This window comes from Micromonospora sp. WMMC415 (assembly GCF_009707425.1).
Classification (GTDB): Bacteria; Actinomycetota; Actinomycetes; order Mycobacteriales; family Micromonosporaceae; genus Micromonospora.
Window position 1 is genome coordinate 2,974,191 of record NZ_CP046104.1, and the last position, 19,421, is coordinate 2,993,611.

16 protein-coding genes are annotated in these 19,421 nt (G+C 72.4%); 11 read left to right on the plus strand and 5 right to left on the minus strand.

Annotated elements, in window-relative coordinates; translation table 11 throughout:
• The first annotated feature begins 241 nt into the window (after positions 1-241).
• From GKC29_RS14285 to GKC29_RS14310, 6 genes are all read left to right on the plus strand, one after another.
• Positions 242-1,468: an RNA-guided endonuclease TnpB family protein gene (locus GKC29_RS14285; RefSeq protein WP_155331302.1), complete on the plus strand. Its 1,227-nt coding sequence runs from the start codon at positions 242-244 to the stop codon at positions 1,466-1,468.
• 86 nt (positions 1,469-1,554) lie between these two features.
• On the plus strand, positions 1,555-2,022 hold the full coding sequence (locus tag GKC29_RS14290) for an NfeD family protein (protein WP_155331303.1): 468 nt from the start codon (positions 1,555-1,557) through the stop codon (positions 2,020-2,022).
• A 4-nt stretch (positions 2,023-2,026) separates the two neighbouring features.
• A complete protein-coding gene (locus GKC29_RS14295; protein ID WP_155331304.1) occupies positions 2,027-3,136 on the plus strand; it encodes an SPFH domain-containing protein in 1,110 nt (369 codons plus the stop codon).
• A 144-nt stretch (positions 3,137-3,280) separates the two neighbouring features.
• Positions 3,281-4,090, plus strand: a complete 810-nt coding sequence (locus GKC29_RS14300; protein WP_370463360.1) for a hypothetical protein — start codon at positions 3,281-3,283, stop codon at positions 4,088-4,090.
• Between the two features lie 179 nt (positions 4,091-4,269).
• A complete protein-coding gene (locus GKC29_RS14305) occupies positions 4,270-6,483 on the plus strand; it encodes a transglycosylase domain-containing protein (RefSeq protein WP_155331306.1) in 2,214 nt (737 codons plus the stop codon).
• A 155-nt stretch (positions 6,484-6,638) separates the two neighbouring features.
• Positions 6,639-6,995 (plus strand): hypothetical protein, encoded by a 357-nt coding sequence (locus GKC29_RS14310; protein ID WP_155331307.1) that lies wholly within the window; start codon positions 6,639-6,641, stop codon positions 6,993-6,995.
• Between the two features lie 159 nt (positions 6,996-7,154).
• On the opposite strand, the gene GKC29_RS14315 is transcribed toward GKC29_RS14310, so the two are convergent.
• Positions 7,155-7,706 (minus strand): hypothetical protein, encoded by a 552-nt coding sequence (locus tag GKC29_RS14315; protein WP_155331308.1) that lies wholly within the window; start codon positions 7,704-7,706, stop codon positions 7,155-7,157.
• A gap of 183 nt (positions 7,707-7,889) precedes the next feature.
• Between GKC29_RS14315 and GKC29_RS14320 the strand changes: the two genes are divergently transcribed.
• Positions 7,890-8,690, plus strand: a complete 801-nt coding sequence (locus GKC29_RS14320) for a helix-turn-helix transcriptional regulator (protein ID WP_155331309.1) — start codon at positions 7,890-7,892, stop codon at positions 8,688-8,690.
• Positions 8,681-8,869, plus strand: coding sequence for a DUF397 domain-containing protein (locus GKC29_RS14325; RefSeq protein WP_155331310.1), 189 nt, complete (start codon positions 8,681-8,683; stop codon positions 8,867-8,869). Before GKC29_RS14320 ends, GKC29_RS14325 begins: the two co-directional genes overlap by 10 nt.
• A 10-nt stretch (positions 8,870-8,879) precedes the next feature.
• Here the strand turns inward: GKC29_RS14325 and GKC29_RS14330 are convergent, their stop codons facing one another.
• Both GKC29_RS14330 and GKC29_RS14335 read right to left on the minus strand, forming a co-directional pair.
• Positions 8,880-10,721, minus strand: a complete 1,842-nt coding sequence (locus tag GKC29_RS14330; protein ID WP_155334136.1) for a thiamine pyrophosphate-requiring protein — start codon at positions 10,719-10,721, stop codon at positions 8,880-8,882.
• Between the two features lie 127 nt (positions 10,722-10,848).
• Positions 10,849-12,261 carry an endo-1,4-beta-xylanase gene (locus tag GKC29_RS14335; protein ID WP_155331311.1) on the minus strand — a complete coding sequence of 471 codons (1,413 nt, stop codon included), beginning with the start codon at positions 12,259-12,261 and terminating at the stop codon, positions 10,849-10,851.
• Between the two features lie 171 nt (positions 12,262-12,432).
• Between GKC29_RS14335 and GKC29_RS14340 the strand changes: the two genes are divergently transcribed.
• Positions 12,433-13,374 carry a TrmH family RNA methyltransferase gene (locus GKC29_RS14340; RefSeq protein WP_370463342.1) on the plus strand — a complete coding sequence of 314 codons (942 nt, stop codon included), beginning with the start codon at positions 12,433-12,435 and terminating at the stop codon, positions 13,372-13,374.
• Positions 13,375-13,475: 101 nt separating this feature from the next.
• The gene (locus GKC29_RS14345; RefSeq protein WP_155331313.1) at positions 13,476-15,404 is read left to right on the plus strand and encodes a PucR family transcriptional regulator; all 1,929 of its coding nucleotides are present in this window, start codon (positions 13,476-13,478) and stop codon (positions 15,402-15,404) included.
• A 146-nt stretch (positions 15,405-15,550) separates the two neighbouring features.
• Here GKC29_RS14345 and GKC29_RS14350 read toward each other — a convergent pair whose 3' ends face one another.
• Positions 15,551-16,900: a hypothetical protein gene (locus tag GKC29_RS14350; RefSeq protein WP_155331314.1), complete on the minus strand. Its 1,350-nt coding sequence runs from the start codon at positions 16,898-16,900 to the stop codon at positions 15,551-15,553.
• 85 nt (positions 16,901-16,985) lie between these two features.
• Here GKC29_RS14350 and murD point away from each other — a divergent pair, with 85 nt between their 5' ends.
• Positions 16,986-18,335 carry a UDP-N-acetylmuramoyl-L-alanine--D-glutamate ligase gene (murD, locus tag GKC29_RS14355; RefSeq protein WP_155331315.1) on the plus strand — a complete coding sequence of 450 codons (1,350 nt, stop codon included), beginning with the start codon at positions 16,986-16,988 and terminating at the stop codon, positions 18,333-18,335.
• Positions 18,336-18,460: 125 nt separating this feature from the next.
• Here murD and GKC29_RS14360 read toward each other — a convergent pair whose 3' ends face one another.
• The gene (locus GKC29_RS14360) at positions 18,461-19,051 is read right to left on the minus strand and encodes a hypothetical protein (protein ID WP_155334137.1); all 591 of its coding nucleotides are present in this window, start codon (positions 19,049-19,051) and stop codon (positions 18,461-18,463) included.
• Positions 19,052-19,421: the final 370 nt, after the last annotated feature.

Here is a 19,421-nt window from a genome sequence, read left to right on the forward strand (position 1 = left end):
GATCACGAAATGCGTAGCACGCAGAACCGGGCGTTGGGCGTAGGGCCCGCGTGTCAGTTGTGGACGGACGGCGGGTCGTGCTCAGCTGTACGCTGGCTGGGTGTCCGCCATGGGGTTGCGGGAGGGTTCAGGTTGCTTGCTGCTGGCTGGCGGCGTCGTAGGTCAACTCGTGCTTCTGGCGGCTACGGTGGCGCCCGCTGGCGACGGTGACGTAGTACGTGGAGCAGGCCAGGGGCGTTGAATGTTGACCGGCCGTCGTTACCTGCTCGCGTTGACCGATGAGCAGGCCGCCTATGCCGAACAGGTTGGTGCGGCGTGCCGGGCAGTGTGGAACACGGCGTTGGAGCAGCGCCGTGAGTACCGTCGACGTGGGGCGTTCATCGGCTATGTGGGCCAGGCTCGGCAGATGGCTGAGGCGAAGAAGGACCCGCATTGCGCGTGGCTGGCCGACGCTCCGTCGCACGTGCTGCAGCAGACGTTGCGGGACCTGGAACGGGCCTGCAAGGCGCATGGGACGTGGAAGGTGCGGTGGCGGTCCAAGTCGCGTACCGCGCCGTCGTTCCGGTTTCCCGATCGCGAGCAGATCGTAGTGCGTCGGCTCAGTCGGCGGTGGGGTGAAGTGCGGCTGCCGAAGTTTGGAGCGGTGCGGTTCCGGTGGAGTCGGCCGCTCGGCGGCGCCGTCCGCAACGCTACCGTCTCGCGCCGCGGTGGGCGCTGGTACATCTCGTTCTGCGTTGAGGACGGCGTGGCCGAGTCGGCGCCCAACGGGAAGCCGCCAGTCGGCGTCGATCGGGGTGTAGCTGTGGCGGTGGTCACCTCCGACGGCGACCGGCACGACCGGGGGTTCGTCACCCCAGGCGAGACGGTCAGACTGAAGCGGTTGCAGCAACGCTTGTCCCGTTCGTTGCGGGTGCATGGCCGTAACCGCCGGTCGAATCGTCGCGATCGGATCCGAGGTGAGTTTGCCCGTCTCAATGCCCGTATCCGCGACCGGCGGGCTGACTTCGCAGCGCAGACCGCCGTGCAGCTCGTTCGCGACCACGGCTTGGTCGTCGTGGAGGATCTGCGGATCGCGAACATGACCGCCAGCGCCAGGGGCAGCCTCGAGCAGCCCGGCCGTAACGTGCGGCAGAAGGCTGGCCTGAATCGGGCCATTCTCGCCAAGGGCTGGGGGGCGTTCCTGGTCCAGATTGAGCACGCCGCCCGCTACCATGGGGCGACCATTGTCAAGGTCAACCCCGCGTACACGTCGCAAACCTGCAATGCCTGCACGCATGTCGCCCGACAGTCCCGCGAGAGCCAAGTGGTCTTCCGGTGCGTCGCCTGTGGGCACCAGGACAACGCCGACGTGAACGCGGCCAAGAACATCCTCGCCGCCGGGCTTGCGGTGATCGGGCGTGGAGACCTCGCCGCTGGGCGGTCAACGAAGCGCCAACCACCCCAACGGCTACGGCCTGAAACGCCTTAGCTACGGGGATCCCCCGGCTAAAGCCGTGGGGTGGAGGCCAACATGACAGTTCGATGACACTGGCATTCGCGTGTCACGATCGTTACGTGGACGCGGTGCTGTGGATCGTGCTCGGCGTGGTGCTCGCCATCGCCGAGATCTTCACGACGACGCTTTTTCTGATCATGTTCGCGGTCGGCGCGTTCGCCGCCGCGGGCGCCGCGGCGCTGGGTGCCCCTGTGGAGATCCAGGCGATCGTCTTCGCGGTGGTCTCGGCGTTGACCGTGCTGGGCGTCCGCCCGGCGCTGCGCCGGCGCTCCGCGCCGGCCGGCGGCGAGGAGCCGTTCGGCGTGGGGGCCATCGAGGGGTCCACCGCCCTCGTGCTGGAGCGGGTCGACACCGACCACGGCCTGGTCAAGATCGACGGCGAGTTGTGGCAGGCCCGCTCCTACGACGCCACCCAGGTCTTCGTCCCGGGCGACCGGGTGCAGGTGATCCAAATACGCGGCGCCACCGCCCTGGTGTGGCGGGACGACCTTTCTTCCCCCGGCGAGCTACCCGACGCGAAAAGGTGAGCATATGGAACTCGTGTTCCCGGTCCTGCTGATAGCCGTGGCGGTGATCGCGGTGGTGACCCTGGCGAAGTCGGTGCGCATCGTGCCGCAGCAGCGCCAGGACGTGGTGGAGCGGCTCGGCCGCTACAAGCGCACGTTGAACCCGGGGCTCAACCTGCTGGTGCCGTTCGTCGACTCGGTGCGCACCAAGGTCGACATGCGGGAGCAGGTGGTCAGCTTCCCGCCGCAGCCCGTGATCACCTCGGACAACCTGGTCGTCTCGATCGACACGGTCCTCTACTTCAAGGTCGTCGACTCGGTCCGGGCGACGTACGAGATCTCGAACTTCCTCCAGGCCATCGAGCAGCTCACCGTCACCACGCTGCGTAACGTGATCGGCTCCCTCGACCTGGAGCGGGCGCTCACCAGCCGCGAGGAGATCAACCGGCACCTGTCCGGCGTGCTCGACGAGACCACCGGCCGGTGGGGCATCAAGGTCACCCGGGTGGAGATCAAGGCGATCGAGCCGCCGCCGAGCATCCGTGACTCGATGGAGAAGCAGATGCGCGCCGAGCGGGACCGCCGCGCCGCGATCCTCAACGCCGAGGGGCACAAGCAGTCGCAGATCCTGACCGCCGAGGGTGAGAAGCAGGCGGCGGTGCTGCGCGCCGACGGTGACCGGCAGGCGCGGATCCTCCAGGCGGAGGGCCAGGCCAAGGCGATCCGCACGGTCTTCGACGCGATCCACCAGGCGAACCCGAGCCAGAAGGTGCTCGCGTACCAGTACCTGCAGGCGCTGCCGCAGATCGCCAACGGCACCGCCAACAAGGTCTGGATCGTCCCGGCCGAGCTGACCAAGGCCCTCGAGGGCATGGGCGGCGCGTTGGGCGGGCTGAGCCAGATGGTCGGCGACGTCCCGTCGCCGGAGGCCTCCGACGGCGCGAGCCAGGTCGAGCGCGAGGCCGCCGAGGCGGCGCAGGCCGCGGCCGCCGCCGCGCAGGAGATCCACGACGAGGTACGCGTCGCCGAGGCGCAGGCCACCGGCGGCAAGGCGCCGCAGGGGCTCCCCGCGCCGGAGCCGGTCTCCCCGGCCAGCCTCCTCAGCGACCCCGCCGACCAGCGCGAACGGGGCTGATCCGGTAAACCCGGGCCAAAACCGAGAACTCCTCATGGGGCGCTCCGGCGCCTGCCACCATCGGTCCTAGGACGGGCGGTGACCAGGCCTCGGGGCGCCCCGGCGTGTCCCGCACCGCTCGTGCAGGGAGCGAGGTCACCCATGATGGATCCGGCGAAGCGGTCACGGTCCTCGGCGGCGGTGCCGGGCGCGCACGACCCCGCCGGGCCGCTGGGCACCCGGCGTACCGGCGGGGGCTTCGGGGTGCTGCCGTTCGTCGGCGACCCGCCGCCCGCGGCGCCGGCCACCAACGCCACCTGGGCCTGGTCGCTGCGACGGCTGGCCCGCGCGGCGGTGTGGCTGCTTCCCGCGTACGCGATCCTCTACGGCCTCGTGTCGATGGCCAGCGACGGCGGGATCGGCAACGACCCGTACCCGGCCGACGGGCGTCCCCTCTACCTGGTGGGGTGGGTGGTCGCGGTGTGGCTCGGGTTGCTGGCGGTGCTCGCCCTGACCGGCCTGCTCGCGGCGACCCGCAGCCGCCGCGGTGCGGTGGCCGGCCTGTTGCTGGGCCTCGCCGGCACCGTGCTCATGCTGCCGTTCGCCGGCCTGGCGGAGGAGACGCCGGTCTTCGGCACCACCGCCCGCACGCTGGTGCTCGTCGGCGCGACGTTCTACAGCCTGGCGTGGCTGTCGATCGGCTGGGCGGTGGCCCGCTCCGGCATGTTCAGCATGGGGGACGGCGCGATGCTGATGATCGCGGCGCCGCTGCTCGGCCTGGGCGGGTCGCTGATCGGCTCGTTGCAGACGTTCGGTGCGATCTTCGTGCTGATCGCCGGTATCGGCATCGGTTACCGTTCCGGCCGCCTGCTGCCGCGCGACATCATCCGCGACGCGACGAACGCCAGCGTGGCAACCTCCACCCCCACCCCCGGCACCCCCGGCACCCCCGGCGGCCCCCTGGCGGCGGGCTGACGCCCCAGCTCCTGTCGATCATGGAGTTGACGGGCGTGTCGATCTCCACATCACCCGCCAACTTCATGATCGACCAGGTCGGCGGCGGCTGGGAGAGGGCTGGTTACTTACCGTGAGGTTGCTGACAACGGCCTGCTCAGGGTGGTCGGTTGGCGGCTTTCGTGGCAATCCTGGGGACCATGGCCTCCCGTACGCCGCTGGCGCGGCTGTTCACCGTGCTGCTCGCCGGCCTCGTCGCCGGCCTGATCCTGGCGGTCGCCGCGCTGCCGGGGAACCTGCTGGTCGGGTTCGCCGCCCGCGCGGCCCTCGGGGGCTACTGGGCGCTGCCCGACGCGCTGCGCACCCCGGCCACGCCGCAGCGCTCCTACCTCTACGCCAACGACGGCAAGACGTTGATCACCACGTTCTACGACGTCAACCGCACGGACGTGCCCCTCGACGAGATCGCGCCGGTGATGCGGCAGGCCATCGTCGCGGCCGAGGACCGCCGCTTCTACAGCCACGGCGGCGTCGACCTGCGGGGCATGGCCCGCGCCCTGGTCGCCAACGTCCGCGGCGGCGAGACCGCGCAGGGCGGCTCCACGCTGACCATGCAGTACGTCCGCAACGTCCTCAAGAACGACCCCGGCCGCACCGCCGAGCAGCGCGCCGCGGCCACCGAGCAGACCGTCGAGCGGAAGCTCCAGGAGATCCGGTACGCGAACGCGCTGGAGGACAGCCTCAGCAAGGACGAGATCCTCAACCGCTACCTGAACATCGCGTACTTCGGGTCCGGGTCGTACGGCATCGCGGCGGCCAGCCAGCGCTACTTCGCCAAGGCGCCGGCCGACCTGACCCTGGCCGAGGCGGCCCTGCTCGCCGGGCTGGTGCAGTCGCCCGAGGCGTACAGCCCGATCGACGGCGACGCCGACGCGGCGCTGGACCGGCGGGCGTACGTGCTCGACGCGATGGTCGCCACCGGCGCGGCCACCGCCGACCAGGCCGCGACCGCCAAGGCCGAGAAGCTCACGTTGCGCCCCACCGCCCAGCCCAACGGCTGCACCGCCCCGGCCGGCGGACACGACGACTGGGGCTTCTTCTGCGACTACCTGCGCCAGTGGTGGCTCACCCAGCCGGCCTTCGGCGCGACCGTCGAGGAGCGGGAGCAGGCGCTGCGCCGCGGCGGCTACACCGTCGTCACCTCGCTGGACCCGCAGGTCCAGGCCACCGCCCAGCAGCAGGCGACCAGCGTCTACGGGTACGACAACAAGCGCGCCCTGCCGATCGCCGCCGTCGAGCCGGGCACCGGCCGCGTCCTCGCCCTGGCGGTCAACCGGCACTACAGCCTCGACGCGAACCCGGACGGGCAGGTCAACCACCCGAACACCGTCAACCCGCTGATCTCCGGCGGCGGCAGCGTCGCCGGGTACCAGGCGGGTTCGACGTTCAAACTGTTCACCATGCTCGCCGCCCTGGAGGCCGGCAAGCCGCTGTCCACCGGCTTCGACGCGCCGAGCCGCCTGCCCACCCGGTACGCCGCCGACGGCGAGGGCTCCTGCGACGGCCGGTGGTGCCCGGCCAACGCCAACCCGGAGTGGATGGACGGGTACCGGATGATGTGGGACGGCTTCGGCCGCTCGGTGAACACGTACTTCGTGTGGCTCGCCGAGCAGGTCGGGCCGGAGAAGGTGGTCGAGATGGCGCAGCGCCTCGGCATCACCTTCCGCGCCGACGCCGACGCCACCTTCGCCGAGAACAACGCCGAGAACTGGGGCGCCTTCACCCTGGGCGTCGCCTCCACCACCCCGCTCGACCTGGCCAACGCGTACGCCACCGTGGCCGCGGAGGGCACGTACTGCAAGCCGCTGCCGGTGGTCTCGGTGACCGCGGCGGACGGCTCGACGGTGTCGGTCGAGCCGTCCTGCAAGCGGGTGCTCGACGCCGACGTCGCGCGGGCCGCCACCGACGCCGCCCGCTGCCCGGTCGGCCAGCAGTCCCCGTTCGGCCAGTGCAACGGCGGCACCGCCACCTCGGTGACCCGGATCCTCGACGGCCGCCCGGTCGCCGGCAAGACCGGTAGCTCCGAGGGCAACGCCACCGAGACGTTCGTCGGCTTCACCCCGCAGGTCGCGGTGGCCGGCATCGCCGCCAACCCCGACGACACGACCGACGCCGTCGGCGGCCCGGTGCAGGCGAAGGTGATCGACGCGGTGGCCCGGGTGATCGCCACCGCGGTGGCGGGCCAGCCGGAGAAGGCGTTCGCCGCGCCCAGCCCGGCGCTGGTCGGCGACCCGCAGCGCCCGACCGAGCGTCCCGAGCCGGACGACCGCCGCCCGCAGCGCGACGACCGCCGCGAGGACCGCACCGAGGACCCGCTGGAGGAATTCCGCCGCTGGCTCGACCGCCGCGGCTGAGGTGTAAGGAAGGGCCCCTTGTTAACGCCTGGCGTTGTACAAGGGGCCCTTCTTAACGAGCCGGCGCGGTGCCCGTCGGCGGTCGGGCGAGGGCGGGGCTTTTCATGCCCGATTGGCGGGCGCCCGATGTGGACCCGCGGCGATAGCCTGGCCCGATGTATCCGGACGACCCGACCCAGCATCAGCAGCAGCCCGTTCCGCCGCAAGCCGGCTCGTACCCGCCGCCGATGGGGGGCCCGCAGTACCCGCCGCCGCAGGCGTCCGGCCCGTACCCGCCCCAGGCGTACCCCCCGCCGATCGGCTACCACCAGACCACCGTGGCTTCAGGCGGGATTCCCGGCTGGATGCACGTCCTCTACGCCGTCGGCGGCCTGTTCACCTGCGGCATCGCCTGGGTGATCTGGCCGATCCACTGGTGGTTCGCCCAGTCGAAGAGTCGCTCGACGACGACGGTGACCCAGGTCGCGCCGCCCCCGCAGCAGTACCCGCCGCAGCAGTACCCGCCGCAGTAGGGCAGCCGGGCCGATGGACCGCAGCCGGGGCGGCCCTCGAACGGGCGCTTCATCATTGTCCAGCCCTCGCCCCGGTTAGCGGGCTCCTCGTGTGCAGCGCCCTCCCAGCGTCCGTTGCGCTCGGTGAACCGAGGCGGGCCGCCGTCGACCGATGGGGCACTACCGGCGCGGTCGCCTGCCGGGGTGTCGGGTCGCCAGGTCGAGCAGTCGGCGGACCCGGTACGACAGGACGCGACCCTGCCCGAGGGACAGCACGACCTCGGTGCCGGTGTCGCCGTCGACGACCGTGAGAGTCAGCGCCGGCTCCAGGGCCGGAGCGAGGCACCGGGTGAGGGCCAGATAGGCGATGGCCGCCTCCGGCTGGCCGACGCTGATCGGCAGTTGGACGGACCGGTGCTGGCCACGGGTGGTGCAGCCGGCCCGGTCGCACCACGGCGGATGGCCCGGGTCGTGCCGGTCACCCAACTGGCCGGTGGGGTAGACGTGCACGTGTCCGCAGGGCCGGGTGATGTCGGGGGCGAGCGGCACCGGGTGCCCGTGGAGCCCAGCACGGCCGATCGCGGCGAGGGCCTCGTCGGTGTGGACGTGGCAGGTGTAGGCGTTCGCGTCGAGAGAGTCGGCCGAGTAGACCTCGATCCGCGTCGCCGCCGAGTCGCCACACTCCGGCAGCGCGACGGGTAGGGCGTGCGGGCCGACATCACCGTCCATCATGTTCGCCTCCTCGGAGCGGCGCCGGATCGGCCGGGGGACGGACCGATCCGGCGCCGCACGCGCACAGTCTGGTGAGGACACCGTTACGCTCGGAAGCTTCGGCAGGTCGCCGGGGAGCCTGGCCACTCTGCCGGAGAACGGCCGCGAATCGCGGCGGGTCGGCGTAGAGGGGATCGAGAACCGATGAGCGTGTCCGCGTCGGAGTTCCTGCTGGCCGAACTGCGCCGCCAGCGCACCCTGGCCGGGCTCACCCAGGACGAGTTGGGCGAGCGGGCGCACTTCTCCGGCAAGCAGGTCAGCGCCGTGGAGTTGGGCACCCGGCCGCCCCGGGAGGACTACCTCGCCGCGATCGACAAGGCGCTCGACACCGGCGGGCTGTTCGTCCGGCTCTGGTCCGACCTGGTCAAGGACGACGCCGCCCCGGTCTGGCTGCGCGAATGGATCGAGTTCGAACGGGAAGCGGTCCCGCTCCGCTGGTACGAACCGGCCGACCTTCCCGGGCTGCTGCAAACCGAGGCCTACGCCCGCGCCACGCTCGCCGGGGTCCCGTTGCCTGCGGCTCGGGTCGACCAGTTGGTCTCAGCGCGGCTCACCCGTCAGGAGATCCTCCAGCGGGAGGACCCGCCACAGATGCTCGTGGTGATCGACGAGATGGCGCTCCGTCGCCCGATGGTCAACCACGCCTCGGTCATGGCGCAGCAGTTCCGGCTGCTGCTCGACCGCGCGCGGCAACCGAACATCCAGGTGGCGGTGATACCGGCGACCGCCGGCCTGCATCCCGGACTACAGGGCGGCTTCATCCTGGCCACGCTGCCGGACGGATCAGCAGTGGCTCATCTTGACCAGCAGGTCAGGGCACAGGTCGTCGCGCAGGCCGAGGACATCGTTACCCTTCAAGGGATGTGGGAGACGGTTCGTGGCGAAGCGCTGTCGCGGAGTCAGTCGCTCACACTGATCGAGGAGGTGGCGAGGCCATGGATCTGAACGCCGCCCGATGGCGCACGTCGACCCGTTCGGGTTCGAACGGCGGGTCCTGTGTGGAGGTTGCCGACAATCTGCCGGGTGTGGTGCTGGTGCGCGACTCCAAGGACCGCGACGGCGGGACGCTGCGCTTCGAGCCGTACGCCTGGGGGGTCTTCGTCGCCGCGGTGAAGCGCGACTGACCGACGGCGCTCAACCCCGGCGCGGCTTGTACGCGGCGACCGTCGCGGGCAGGCCCCGCCGGAGGATGCCCGCCCAGTCGGTGTCGCCGCGCAAGAGCGCCCCGGCGGTCTTGCGGGCCTGGTCGGCGGTGAAGTGCGGGGGCAGCATCAGCTCGGCGGGGTCCACCAGCGCGTTGATCACGGTCGGCCGGTCGGCGGTCAACGCCCGCTCCCAGACCGCCGGGATCTGGTCGGGGGAGTCGACGAGTTCGCCGCCGAGTCCGAGCACCTCCGCCCACCGGTGGTAGCCGATGTCGGGCAGTTGCTGGCTGTCGGGGAACATCGGCGTGCCCTCGGTGGACCGCTGCTCCCAGCTGACGAACGCCAGGTCCCGGTTGTTGAGCACCAGGACGACGAAGCGCGGGTCGGGCCAGCCGCGCCAGTACTTGGCCACGGTGATCAGCTCGTTGACGCCGTTCATCTGCATCGCGCCGTCGCCGATCAGCGCGACGAGCGGGCGGTCCGGGTGGGCGAACTTGGCGGCGAGGGCGTACGGCATGGCGCCGCCCATGGACAGCAGCGTGCCGGACAGGCTGGCCAGCATCCCGGGGCGGACCTGGACGTGGCGCGCGTACCAGGCGGTCGCGGTTCCGCAGTCGACGGCCAGCATCACGTCGTCGGGCAGCCGGTCGCTCAGGGCGGCGAAGAGCAGTTGCGGGTTGACCGGGTCGGCGGGCTGCTGGGCGAGGTCGCGCTGCGCCTGCCGCCACGCCGCCGTCTCCCGGGTGATCGTCTCCCGCCACCTCGTCGGTCCGGGCCCCGGGCCCAGCTCCCGCAGCAGCGCCCGCAGGGTGGGTGCGGCGTCGCCGGTCAGGTTCACCTCGGTCGGGTAGCGCAGCCCCATCAGCGTGCCGTCCCGGTCGATCTGCACCGCCCGTGCCTGCCCGGGCGGCGGATAGAACTCGGAGTACGGCATGTTGCTGCCGACGATGAGCAGCCGGTCGCAGTGGTTCATCAGGTGCCAGCTCGGCCGGGTGCCGAGCAGGCCGATCGCGCCGGTGACCCAGGGCTCACGGTGGTCGACGGCGGCGAATCCCAGCAGGGCGGTCGCGACGCCCGCACCGAGCCGGTGGGCGACCTCGCGTACCTCGGTCTCGGCGCCGAGCGCGCCCTGCCCGACGAGCATCGCCACCCGCTCGCCGCTGCCCAGCACCTCGGCGGCGCGGCGGACGTCGGCCTCCGGCGGCACGGTCGGGCCGGTGCTCGGCACGCTGCTGGTGTGGTAGTAGCCGTGCGCGTGCGGTGGGTCCGGCACCGCCGGCTTGTCCTGCAGGTCGAGGGGGAGGACCAGGGCGGTGACGGTACGGCGGTCGAGCGCCGTCCGGCAGGCCCGGTCCACCAGGTGGCGGACCTGGGCGGGGTGGTCGACCTGCGCGAGGAACGCCGCGGCGACGTCCTTGTAGAGGGCGAGCAGGTCGACCTCCTGGTAGTAGCCGCCGCCCTCGGCGGTGAGCGCGGTGTGACCGAGCAGCGCGACGACCGGCTGGTGGTCGAGTTTGGCGTCGTACAGGCCGTTGAGGACGTGGATCGCGCCGGGACCGCTGGTCACGAGGATGCAGCCGAGCGGGCCGCCGCCGTACTTGACGTGCGCCGACGCCGCGAAGCCGGCGGTTTCCTCGTGCCGGACCTGCACGAAGTGCGCCTGTTCGTGGGTGCGTTGCAGGGCCGAGGTCATGCCGTTGATGCCGTCGCCCGGATAGCCGAAGTACCGGCGCACGCCCCAGCAGGCCATCCGCTGCACGATGTGGTCCGCGACCGTGGCGTCGCGGGGCAGGGGCCACGGGGCGGCCGGGATGTACCTGTCGCCGTCCATGCTCACCTGATCGGTCCCTCCGCTCGCGCCTGCGGCGGGCGGGTTCCCGGAGCGGACCGGACGAAACGCCACGAAAGGGTGGCGCCCGGTGCGGGGAGGGGGGAACCCGCACCGGGCGCCGGCCCGGTCAGCTCGCCGAGCAGGCCGGGGTCAGGGTGCCGGCGTTGCCGTTGCCCTGGAACCCGAACTCGGTGGTCTGGCCGGAGCCCAGCCGGCCGTTGTAGCTCACGTTGCTGAACCGGACCGCCCCGCTGTTGGCGCTCGGTGTGGCGTTCCACGTGTTGACCAGCGAGACGCCGCCGGGAAGCGTCAGGTTGACCGCCCAGCCGTTGGTGCCGGCGGAGCCGGCCGTGACCCGTACGGTGGCGACGAAGCCGCCGGTCCAGGTCTGCAGCGACACCGTCGCCGAGCAGCCGCCGGGACCGGGCGGGGGCGTGCTGGGCGGCGGCGTCGACGGCGGCGGGGTCGTCGGCGGCGGCGTGGTGCTGGGCGGCGGCGTGGCGCCGCCGTTGAGGGCGTTCAGCACCGCGGTGTACGCGGGCTTCTTGTTGCCGCTGCCGTCGAAGAGCAGCGGGTTCTGCGAGGCCCGCCACGAGTCGGTGTCCCGGATGCCCCAGACCGTGATGCCGTTGCAGCGGGCGACGGCGAGGCAGTCCTCGACGACCCGGCGGTAGGTGTCCGCCGACGCCCCCTCGATGTCCAGTTCGGTGATCTGCACGTCGACGCCGAGCGCGGCGAAGCTGGACAGCGTGGTGCGGTAGTTGCTCGGGTACGGCGACTGGTTGTTGAAGTGCGACTGGAGGCCGACGCAGTCGATCGGCACGCCGCGCTGCTTGAAGTCCTGGACCATGCGGTAGACGGCCTGCGTCTTCGCGTGCGTCCAGTCGTCGGTGTTGTAGTCGTTGTAGCAGAGCTTCGCGTTCGGGTCCGCGGCCCGCGCGGCGCGGAACGCCGCCTCGATCCAGTCGTTGCCGGTGCGCTGGAGGTTCGAGTCGCGGCGGGCGCCGGTGGAGCCGTCGGCGAACGCCTCGTTCACCACGTCCCAGGAATCGATCTTGCCGCGGTAGTAGGTGGCCACCTGGGTGACGTGGTTGAGCATCGCCTGGCGCAGCGCGGTGCCGGACATGTTCTGCATCCAGCCCGGCTGCTGCGAGTGCCAGGCCAGGGTGTGGCCCCGCACCTTCATGCCGTTCGACCGGGCGTGGTTGACGATGCGGTCGGCGTTGGTGAAGGTGAACTGCCCCTGCTGCGGCTCGGTCGCGTCGATCTTCATCTCGTTCTCGGGCGTGACCGAGTTGAACTCGCGGTTCAGGATGCCCACGTACGTACTGTCGGACAGCTTGTTCGCCGCGACCGCGGCACCGAAGTAGCGGCCCTTCTCGCCGGCGGACGCGCCGAGTGTCGTGCCGGCGCTGGCCGTCGGGGCGAGGGCGACGGTCGCGCCGACCAGGGCACCCGTGACCGCTGCGGTCAGGGCGAGGAGTCGGGCGGCGCGGGCCCGGCTCGGTCGGTCCGCACGGGGGACCGGTGGGTTGCTCATGGCGAAATGCCTTCCGGGAGGTCGGATGGTGGGTGCGGGGTTCCGCCGGCGCTGCCCATCCGCGCCGGGCGCGACCCGCCGCAGGCTGCCCGGGTGCCTGCGAGAATTCCGGTGGGGTGCCCATCCGCGCAGATCGATGCTAACGGAATGTTTCCGGAAAGCTCAACCTCGATGTCCGGGGCGGCGTCGGCCGACCAAGATGCTCAACCTGATCGATGCCGTGCCGGCCCCTCAGGACGTTCCGGTAACCGGCCGGCGGGCGGCGTCTGCGGGAGGCGGCGGGCCGTCCGGCAGAATCGTCGGGTGCCCGTCCACCTCATCACCGACCCCGACGACGAGCGGATCGGCGACTACCGCGCCCTCACCGACGTGGAACTGCGGACCCGCTGGGAGCCACCGCACGGCCTGTTCATCGCCGAAGGCGAACTGGTGCTCCGCCGCGCGCTGCGCGCCGGCTACCCGGTCCGGTCGTACCTGGTGGACGCCAAACGAACCGACCAGCTCGCCGACCTGGACACCGGGGACGCGCCGATCTACGCCGCGACGCCGGACGTCCTGCAACAGGCCACCGGATTCCACGTCCACCGGGGAGTGCTGGCGTCGTTCCGGCGTCGCCCCCTGCCACCGGCGGCCGAGGTGCTCGCCGCCGCCCGCCGCGTCGTGATCCTGGAGGACGTCAACAACCACACCAACCTCGGCGCGATCTTCCGGGCGGTCGCCGGTCTCGGCGTCGACGCGGTTCTGCTCTCGCCGACCTGCGCCGACCCGCTCTACCGGCGCAGCGTCCGGGTCAGCATGGGCGAGGTGTTCGCCGTGCCGTACGCCAAACTCGACCCCTGGCCGGACGCGCTCGCCCAGGTGCGGGCGGCCGGCTTCACCGTGCTGGCGATGACCCCCGCCCCGGACGCGGTGCCGATCCAGCACCTCGACGCCGGCCAACGGGCCCGGGCGGCCCTGCTGCTCGGCGCGGAGGGCGCCGGCCTGACCCGGGCGGCCATGGACGCCAGTGACGTCCGCGTGGTGATCCCGATGCGGCGTGGCGTCGACTCGCTCAACGTCGCCGCCGCCACCGCCGTCGCCTGCTGGGAACTCGGCCGCGACGACCCGCTCTGACCGGACCACCGTCGCCGCACCGGCACGGTGGTGCCGCGGCCACCCCGTCCGTGACCGGGCGGACCACCAGGGGTGAGCGTTGCGAGGTCACTCACGGTAGCGTGTCGGCCGTGTTCCCTACCGTCCGTGAGGTGCTCGCGCTGGAGCCGGTGCGGCACGGCGCGCCGCGCCTGGTCGCGGGCGACGCCGGGCTGGACCGGCCGGTCCGCTGGGTGCACGTGGCGGAGGTACCCGACATCGCCACCCTGCTCGGCGGTGGGGAACTGGTGCTGACCACCGGGATCGGGCTACCGGCCGACGACACCGGGCTGCGGGCGTTCATCGGCGACCTGGCCGACGTCGGGGTGTCCGGCCTCGTCGTGGAGCTGGGCCGCCGGTACCTCAGCGGGGTACCCCGCGTGATGGCGGCCGCCGCCGAGCGGCGCGGGCTGCCCCTGGTCGAGCTGCGGCGCGCCACGCCGTTCGTGCGGATCACCGAGGCCGTGCACGCGCTGATCGTCGACGCGCAGCTCACCGAGCTGCGGGCCACCGAGGAGATCCACCAGCGGTTCACCGAACTGTCCGTGGAGGGCGCCGGTCCGGGCGAGGTGGTCCGGCAGGCCGCCGAGCTGTCCGGATGCCCGGTGGTGCTGGAGAACCTGTCCCGGCAGGTGCTCGCGTACGACCCGGCGGGGGAGAGCGCCGAACTGCTGCTCGACGGCTGGGAGCAGCACTCGCGGCGGATCCGGCCGGCCGGGCGGACCGCGTACGACACGGACAGCGGCTGGCTGGTGACCATGGTCGGGGCCCGTGGGCAGGACTGGGGGCGGCTGCTGCTGCGCTGGCCCGGCGACGGCGAACTGACCACCCGTGGCCCGCGCCGGCCGTCGGAGTCCGGGCGGGACGCGCCCACCGGCGGGGCCCGACCCGGCGAGCCGGCGGCCGGCGCGGGCACCCCGGACAGCCCGCCGACCCGGCTGACCATCCTCGTGGAGCGGGCGGCGTCGACCCTGGCGCTGGGGCGGCTCATCCGCCGCGACGCCGAAGGCCTGGAGCGGCAGCTGCACCGCACCCTGCTCACCGCTCTGCTCGACCACTCCCGGCCGGTGGACGAGGTGGCGCTGCGGGCGCGGGCTCTCGGCGTGGTGCTGGAACGGCGGCACCTGGTGGGCGTGGTCGTCCGGTACCGGACCGACGACCCGGCCGGCGACGGTGGCCACGAACCGGCCGGCGAACCTGGCCTCGCCCCGGGCGCGCCGGAGGCCGGGCCGGCCCGGCTGCGGGACCTCGCCGAGGCGGTCGGGCACGCCGTCCGCGAAGCGAAGCTCACCGCCCTGACCAGCGCCCTCGACGACCAGGCCGTGGGGGCGCTGCTCGCCCTGCCGGACGTGTCGTTCGAGGAGCGGGCGCTCGCCACCTTCGCCGCCGCCCTGCGCCGCACCCGCCCGGACGCGCACGTGCCCCGGCCGGCCGAGCCCTCCCGTGCCGCGCCCGGTCCGGACGAGGAGACCCGTGGCGGCGGTGTGCCGGCACCCCGGGAGGCGTCGGGAGTGGGGGGCGTGCCGCGGGGCGGTGCCGCGCCCGTGCGGCTGGTGCCGTCCGCCGCCGTCGTCATCGCCGCCGGCTCGGGCGTGGGCAGCCTGCGGGAGGCGCGGCGGTCGCTGGTCGAGGCGCGCCAGATCGCCGACGCCGCCCGGCGCGACCGCCGGGACCTGCCGGTCTTCCGGCTGCCGAACGTGGGACTCGCCGGCCTGCTGCACCTGCTGCGGGACGAGCCCCGGGTGCAGACGTTCGTCGAGCGCGAGCTGGGGGCCCTGCTCGCGTACGACGCCCAGCACCCCCGGGAGCAGTTGCTGGGCACGCTGCGCGCGTACCTGGAGCAGGGCCGCAACAAGTCGGCGGGCGCTGCGGCCGCGCACCTGTCCCGCCCGGCGTTCTACGAGCGCCTGGCCCGGATCGGCCGCATCCTCGACGTCGACCTGGACTCGGTCGACGCCTGCCTCTCCCTGCACGTGGCCCTGCTGGCCCTGGACGCCATCCGCACCCCCTAACTCCCGACCCAGCGCCCCGCCCCTACCTGTTGATCATGAGGTTAGCGGGTTGGTTCGTCCCGATTCGGACCCGCTAACTTCATGATCAACCCGGGCGGGGCCGCGGCGGGCAAGGTGGGTGGGTGGTGGGGGGTGGGGGGTGGGGGTTAGGTGAGGGAGTCCAGGGTTTTGGCGTAGACGGTGGGGGTGAAGGTGGGGCCGCCGGGGGTGAGGACGTCCGAGGTGGTTGCCGCCTGCCAGGCCGTTTCGGGGACGGCGTCCACGAGGGCCCGGACGACCGGGGCATCGCGCCACTGCTCCTGCTCGGCGAGGAGGCTGAGCGCCACCACCGACTCCTCGACCTCGCCGACGCACTCGAACGGCTTGTGCCCGTCCACGCCGAGCAGCTCCCGGTAACCCGGCAGCTGGACCGGGTCGGCGAGCAGGTCACCGCCGAAGATGTGGGTGATCCGCTCGCGCGGCATGAACGGCGCCAGCGCGAGGAAGACGAACCGGCACTTCGGGCAGTTCCGGCACCAGCGCTCGCTCGCGCCGCGCAGCTTGAACGCCGCGTTGCAGCTGGTCACCACGTCGTCGTACCGGTCGATCGACGCGAACAACCGCGCGATGTGCAGCTCCGACAACTGGCGCAGCAGGGAGAAGTACGGGTCGGTGAGCCCGGCGTGCTCGGCGAGCGCCGCCCGCAGCAGCCCCTCCGCCTCGACCCCCTTGGACCACTGGTGGTTGATCTCGTGCCCGTCCCAGACCAGGTTCGGGTCCGACGCCGAGCGCTCGTTGGACATCACCACGGGGCCGAGGCCGTTCAGCACCGCCGTCGCGACGGCGATCAGCGAGTTGATCGCGGTGACCGGGATGTGACCGTTGAGCGCGCCGGCCTCGTTCAGGTCGAACAGCACCGAGTCGATCCGCCGGCGGGCGGCCAGCGCCGGCAGCCCGGACGCCGCGTTCACCGACTCGATCACCCGGTTCGGGTTGACCGAGAAGGGCACCGGGTCGAAACCGCCCCGGCGCAGCGCCTCCAGGCTGACGATCGAGTCCTTGCCGCCGCCGACCGCCGACAGCGGCCGCCGGCCGTAGGTGTCGTACCCGACGGCCGGTGCGACCTCACCGGCGGGTACCTCGGGACGCAGCTCCAGCACGTGCGGCAGCGCGTTGCGGTACGCGTACTCCCCGAGGCCCTTGGTGTAGACGGCCGTGACCAGCTCGACGGCGGCCGACCCCAGCGGCGCCGGCAGCACCAGCCGGCGCGGCGCGGCCGTCTTGTAGTAGCTGACGCCCGCCACCACGTGCAGCAGCTCCAGGACGCGGCCCAGGGTCGCGACCGTCTCGTCCGACGGGGGCGCGTCGGGCAGCGGCAGGGTGACCACCTCGGTGAAGCGCTGCTCGCCGTCGGGCCCGGTCAGGGCGTAGTCGAACAACACCTCCCCGGTGGAGAGGTCGATCGAGTAGGACGGGAAGGTGAAGGCGTCCATCCGCCGGAGCTGCTCGTTGGGCACACGCCATACTAGGCCCTGGTTCGTCCGCCGTGCCCGAGTGCGCCGGACCCGCCCGCCGACGTCGCCGACATCCCGAGGAGAGCACGTGCGCCTGTCTGACCTGCGCGGACGCAAAGTCGCCGTCTGGGGCACCGGCCGCGAGGGCCGGGCCGCCGTGACCGCGATCGCCGCGCACGGCCCGGCGGACCTGGTCGCGGTCGACGACAGCCGCTCCTTCCTCAGCCTTCCCTGGGAGGGGCCCCTCGCCGAGGCGGCGCCGCTGGTCACCGGCGAGGCGGGTTTCGATCGGCTGCTCGCCGCCGACGTCGTGGTCCGCTCACCCGGGGTGCCGAACACGCACCCGTGGCTGGTGGAGCTGCGGCGGCGCGATGTCCCGGTCACCCAGGGCACCGCCCTGTGGCTGGCCGACCACGCCGCACGCACCGTCGGCGTCACCGGCAGCAAGGGCAAGAGCACCACGTCCAGCCTGATCAGCCACCTGCTCACCGCGGTGGAGCGGCCCAACGTCTTCGGCGGCAACATCGGCGTGCCGACCCTGGACCTGCCGGAGGCCGAGCTGTACGTGCTGGAGCTGTCCAGCTACCAGTGCAGCGACCTGGCCGACTCGCCGCGGGTCGCCGTGGTCACGGCGCTGTTCCCCGAACACCTGGACGCGCACGGCGGCGAGCGGGAGTACTACCGCGACAAGCTCAACCTGCTGGCGCACCACCCGGAGACGATCGTCGTCAACGGCGCCGATGCGCGACTCGCCGCCGAACTCGGCGACCGGCCCGCCGTACGCGCCGGCACCCCGGACACCACCCACGTGGCGACCGGCCCGGACGGCACGCCCTGGTTCCACCTCGGCGACCAGCCGCTCTTCGCGCGGGCCGTCCTGCCACTGGTGGGCCGGCACAACGAGGGCAACCTGTGCGTGGCGCTCGCCGTGCTCGACGCGCTCGGCGTCGACGTGGTCGCCCGGCGGGACACGCTCGCGGTGGCGGTCGCCGAGTTCCAGGGCCTCGCCCACCGGCTCACCGAGATCGTCGACCCGTCCGGGCTCACGTTCGTCGACGACACGCTCGCCACCAGCCCGTACGCTGCCATGCACGCGATCGACGCGTACGACGGGCGGCCGCTCACGGTCATCGTCGGCGGCACTGACCGCGGCCTGGACTACACGCCGCTGCGGGAGCACCTCGCCGAACGGGAGATCACCGTCATCGGCGTGCCGGACAGCGGCCCACGTATCGTGGCGGCGCTCGACGGGCTGCCGAAGGTGCGCTGCGAGGTCGTCGACGACCTGGTCGACGCCGTACGGCTGGCCCGCGACGTCACGCCGGTCGGCGGGGTCGTGCTGCTGTCGCCGGCCGCGCCGAGCTACGGGCGGTTCCGCAACTTCGAGCACCGCTCGGAGGTGTTCGCCCAGGCGGTCCGCGACACCGCCGCCGGCTGAGGTGTTAGGAAGGGACCCTTGTACAACACCAGGCGTTAACAAGGGGCCCTTCCTTGCACAAACGCCGCTGGCCGGCACCCGGGTTCGGGTGCCGGCCAGCGGCTTGGTTCCCCCTATGAGGAAAGTCAGTTCCAGTGCTCGGCGACGAGGTCGGCGGCCTGGGTCTCCCACTGGGCGTAGTGGAACGGGTAGGCCGACACCTGCACGGTCTGGGCGGCCTTGGTCAGCGGCATGTCCTGCCAGCCGTCGACCTGCTTGAGACCCTTCAGGAACGCCAGCGTGGAGTATTCGGGGTCGGTGATCTGCTCGACCGTGCCCCACCCGCTGGACGGGCGCTGCTGGAACAGGCCCTGCGAGTCGTGGTCGTTGCGCTCACCCAGGTGACCCAGGTTGACCAGCTTCGACTCCTGCAACGCGGTGGCGATGGCCACCACGGCGGCCCGCTCGTCCATGTCGGCCTTCTTCGTCGCCGCGATGATCGCCTTGACGTTGCCGATCTGCTCGTCGTCCAGGTCGATACGCGACTGCTTGCCCTGCACACCGTGCGGGATCAGCGTGTTCTTGTCCACCGTGTCAGCCTGCACGGTGGCGGCGAGCGACGTGGTGCCGACCGTGCCGGCGGTGGTGGTGTCGTGGTTCAGTGGGCCGGCGGCGAGACCACCGGCGACGGCCAGACCAGCGATACCGAGAACGCTCTTACGCAGCATCGTGTTCATCACGAGAAGCTCCATTCGGGGGAAGGGCACCCGCGCCGACAAGAAGGGGGGATCAGCGAACGGATGCGACGTCCGGGCTCGCAGGCACGGTCCGAGGGGGTCGGACCGGCGATGTCCCGGGTGTCCGGACCGGCGACCACGCGGGGCGGGGGGCCCTCACGGCGCCGGGACCATGTGTAACGACCGCCGGGCCGCCATCATTCCGGCCGGTGGGCCGGGGATCGCGCCCGCTCGGGGCGGCGGCCCTGCTCGATCGTCCAGGTGATGTAACGACCCCGGCCCGGCCACCATTCCGCCGCGACGGTGCCGCCGGTCACCCGCCGAACCGGACATCCGGCGCAAGGGTGACAACGGATCCGGACATACCGAC